Raw genomic sequence first — 2,267 nt, forward strand, 5'->3', positions numbered from 1 at the left:
GACGCCGACCGCTTCACCCAGGCCCTCGACGCGGTCCAGGCTATGCGCCTCGCCAAGCGTCGCGCGAACCGCGTCGAGGGCCTGGGTGAAGCGGTCGGCGTCCGCGCTTCTTGCCACCGGATGCTCGATGAACTGTGCCTGCCCACCCTGCCGGTGCGGAGAAAGCACGATCTGGCGGGCGAGCCGGAGTGCTGCTTCCGCGCCATAGCGGGCGCGCACGATGTGGAGACAGCAGTCGAGGCCGGCGGCGACGCCGGCCGAGGTCACGACATCGCCATTGTCGACGTAGAGCACCGCGGCATCGACAGCGATGTCGGGATGGAGTGTTTGCAATTGTTCGCAATAGGCCCAGTGCGTCGCGGCACGTCGGCCCGAAAGCAGCCCGGCCGCTGCAATGGCGAAGGTGCCGAGGCACAGGCCGACAATCAAGGCGCCGCGTTGGTGCGCATGGCGCAGCGCTTCCATCAGCAGCGGCGATACCGGTTCGCTCAGATGATGCCAGCTCGGGATGATGACGATATCGGCGCCGTCGAGCCCTTCGAGCCCATGCGGCGCGGCAATTGTCAGCCCGGCTTCGGTATGGATCGGCCCGGCCTTGACCGCGCAGATGCGGAAGTCGAAGCGCGGCAGGCCAAGCGCCGTCCTGTCCTCGCCGAAGACCAGGCACGGTACGGAAAGATGGAACGGGCTGATGCCGTCGAAGGCGAGGACGGCAATGATCGGGTCGTTCATGGGTGCTTCCAGCGGTTGAATGCGGATTGTCCCAATTCTTTCGAATGATGTCAATCGGGCCACTTTCGGCTGTCTGGCAGCCCGCCTATCTTCCATCCATCGAATTCAAGCCGGAAAGGAAACACCATGTCTGACCCAGCCAACACCGCGCCGCGCCGGGCGCTGATCGTCGTCGATGTGCAGAACGATTACGACGGCGGCAATCTCGCCATCCAGCATCCGCCGTTCCGCGACAGCGTCGTCAATGTGGCACGCGCCATGGATGCAGCGACTGCTGCCGGCATCAAGGTGGTGGTCGTCAAGCAGATGGCGCCCGAGACCTCGCCGATCTTCGCCAAGGGCAGTCACGGCGGCGAACTGCATCCCGAAATCGCCAGGCGCGAGCGCGACCATTATGTCGAAAAGAACCTGCCCTCCGCCTTCACCGGCACTGATCTGGAAGACTGGCTTCGCGCCAATGCCATCGATACGATCACGGTGGTCGGCTACATGACGCATAATTGTGACCTGTCGACCATTATCCACGCCGTGCATATGGGCTTTGCCGTCGAGTTCCTGTCGGATGCGACCGGCTCGGTGCCTTACGCCAACAGCGCCGGCTACGCCTCGGCCGAGGAGATCCATCGCGTGGTCACGATCATCCTGCAGTCGCGCTTCGCCGCCGTGCTCAAGACCGCCGAATGGGTCGAGTGCCTGCAGACCGGCGCGCTGCCGGAGCGCGACACGATCTTCGGCTCCAACCAGCGGGCGCTGTCGCGCAGCGCTGCTTAGGGCTATCCGAAAAAACAGAAAGGGCGCCGCATCGCTGCGGCGCCCTTTCTGTTTGAATTGAAGGATTTTAGAACAGGCCTTCGATATTGCCGGCCTCATTGAGGAAGATCTTTTCCGAGGACGGCGCCCTCGGCAGGCCCGGCATGGTCATGACCTCGCCGCAGATGATGACGACGAAGCCGGCACCGGCCGAAAGCCTGACCTCGCGCACCGGCACGGTGTGGCCGGTCGGCGCGCCGCGCAGGTTCGGGTCGGTCGAGAAGGAATATTGGGTCTTGGCCATGCACACCGGCAAATGGCCGTAGCCGGCGTCTTCCCACGCCTTGAGCTGGTCGCGCACCGACTTGTCGGCGATCGCTTCCGAGCCGCGATAGATGCGCTGGACGATGGTGTTGATCTTCTCGAACAGCGGCATGGCATCGGGATAGAGCGGGGCGAACTGCGAGGCGCCGGATTCGGCCAGTGCCACCACCTTGTTGGCAAGATCCTCGATCCCGGCCGAGCCGTGTGCCCAGTGCTTGCACAGGATCGCTTCTTCGCCCATCGAGGCGACATAGTCCTTCATCGCCTGGATCTCGGCGTCGGTGTCGGAATAGAAATGGTTGATGGCAACCACCGCCGGCACGCCGAACTGCCTGATGTTCTCGATGTGGCGGCCAAGGTTGGCGCAGCCCTTCTTCACCGCCTCGACGTTTTCCTTGCCGAGGTCTTCCTTCTTGACGCCGCCATTCATCTTCATGGCGCGCACGGTGGCGACGATGACC

General features: G+C 63.7%; 3 protein-coding genes. 1 reads left to right on the plus strand and 2 read right to left on the minus strand.

Translation table 11 applies throughout. The annotated features are described in order from the left end of the window. A partial coding sequence (locus EN991_RS32905; protein ID WP_127370303.1) for a DJ-1/PfpI family protein occupies positions 1-732 on the minus strand: 732 nt, incomplete at its 3' end. A 126-nt stretch (positions 733-858) separates the two neighbouring features. Between EN991_RS32905 and EN991_RS32910 the strand changes: the two genes are divergently transcribed. Then, entirely contained in the window at positions 859-1,503 is a 645-nt protein-coding gene (locus EN991_RS32910) for a cysteine hydrolase family protein (RefSeq protein WP_127370304.1), read from the plus strand. 67 nt (positions 1,504-1,570) lie between these two features. Here EN991_RS32910 and EN991_RS32915 read toward each other — a convergent pair. Beyond that, a partial coding sequence (locus EN991_RS32915) for a formate--tetrahydrofolate ligase (protein ID WP_127370305.1) occupies positions 1,571-2,267 on the minus strand: 697 nt, incomplete at its 5' end.

It is taken from the genome of Mesorhizobium sp. M7A.F.Ca.US.005.03.2.1, assembly GCF_003997795.1.
Lineage (GTDB): Bacteria > Pseudomonadota > Alphaproteobacteria > Rhizobiales > Rhizobiaceae > Mesorhizobium > Mesorhizobium ciceri.